Origin of the sequence: Roseburia sp. 1XD42-69, from assembly GCF_003612565.1 — a bacterium.
In the GTDB taxonomy this organism is placed as follows: domain Bacteria; phylum Bacillota; class Clostridia; order Lachnospirales; family Lachnospiraceae; genus Roseburia_B.
Genome location: NZ_RAZG01000212.1, coordinates 1 through 1361 on the forward strand (window position 1 = coordinate 1; position 1361 = coordinate 1361).

The 1361-nt window shown below is 33.0% G+C and carries 2 protein-coding genes; both read right to left on the minus strand.

The features are described from left to right. Positions 1-69: 69 nt before the first annotated feature. Positions 70-375 carry a hypothetical protein gene (locus tag D7Y06_RS25150; RefSeq protein WP_120410195.1) on the minus strand — a complete coding sequence of 102 codons (306 nt, stop codon included), beginning with the start codon at positions 373-375 and terminating at the stop codon, positions 70-72. An 89-nt stretch (positions 376-464) separates the two neighbouring features. Beyond that, entirely contained in the window at positions 465-833 is a 369-nt protein-coding gene (locus tag D7Y06_RS25155; RefSeq protein WP_120410196.1) for a hypothetical protein, read from the minus strand. Positions 834-1361: the final 528 nt, after the last annotated feature.

Here is a 1361-nt window from a genome sequence, read left to right on the forward strand (position 1 = left end):
GCATATATAAGCCATATAACAACATCTAAAACCAGTAAAAACAATAGTTTCAAGCTGTTCTCCGGAAAGTTAAACCTTATTCGTTGACAGCTTCCCCTCATCCCAATCTGCAAAATCCTCTGGTGTGAGGGTAGAGCGGTTTTCAGAGATGAATTTTTCTTTCTCATACTGTTTGCCAGAACCAATACCAAGTTTGGATGCAACTGTATCTCTGGTTGTACCTGTGGTAGTGGAAATATTTCCATGACCACCAAATTGAGTAGCAGCCTTTCTCTTTTCAGCTTTCAAACTTTCAATTCTTTCTAACCGCCTTGCATAATCAATTCTTTCTGCTTTTGAGAAATCCTTGCGTACTTCATTCAACCAAAAAAGCAATCTCAAATCCCTCCCAGATTCAAGATTGCTTTACTTATCTCTATTTAATTTTAATTCAACTTCTAAATTTAATACTCGTTTTATGTACTTTAGACCGCTATATGAAGCGAATACCTAAAATCCCATACTTCAAATTCAAACTCAAATAACCCATTACCATAATCTTTTACTAAACAACCATTAATTTCATCCATAAGGATATTCATGATAACAGTATCAAACTTTTCTCTGCTTCGTTTTCTTTTCAAAATCAAGCGATTCTCTTGAATGGAATTTATTTCTACGCTTACATTCTTCTCTTTGCTACGTGCCAGCAGCATACAAGGTTCTGTGAGATTAACTGAAATATTAACCTCTCTGAATTTGCTATGTTTGGTGAATAACTCTGATAATACCTTTTTGTCGGTATCCTCTGTAAATCCGTGGTTGAATAAAAAATTTCTGTCGATTGTGTTCATTGGCTTGTTACCTCTTTTCCTTAATATTTTATCCGAAAATTTGTTTATTCTTATGATTGTTTCAAATACAATACTGTTTTCTTTGTTCCGAATCTGATAGAATAACACTCATTTTCGACAATGGAACTATTAACCATCTCGTGTGTATTGATAAATGCATCAATTACAGGGAACAACCCACGAATCATTACAAAGAATGAGTTCATCTCATGCAGAGTTGATATGCTGCCAGTTTCATAGACTTTTTTCATACTGATTCTACCTCTCTTTCTTTGTTTCATGCTTCAAATTGCATTTTTGATTTTTCATACTCTTATTTTAACTGCAGAATATTTATATACAATCCTTGTAATAAATAAAATTTTGAGTATAATATAAACAGGGAATAAGATAACTAATAAGGTTAAACACTATAAAATGTGTGATTGTGGGAATAATGCCAGACATACGAACACCATAGGGCTGTTTCACGAAGAAATATAAAAATAAAATAAAGCTCTCTAAAAAGCCAACTTAGGTTTTGTACTC

Excerpts from the sequence above, each read along its gene's own strand:
- D7Y06_RS25155 (WP_120410196.1), bottom strand. The coding sequence starts at position 833 with ATGAACACAATCGACAGAAATTTTTTATTCAACCACGGATTTACAGAG.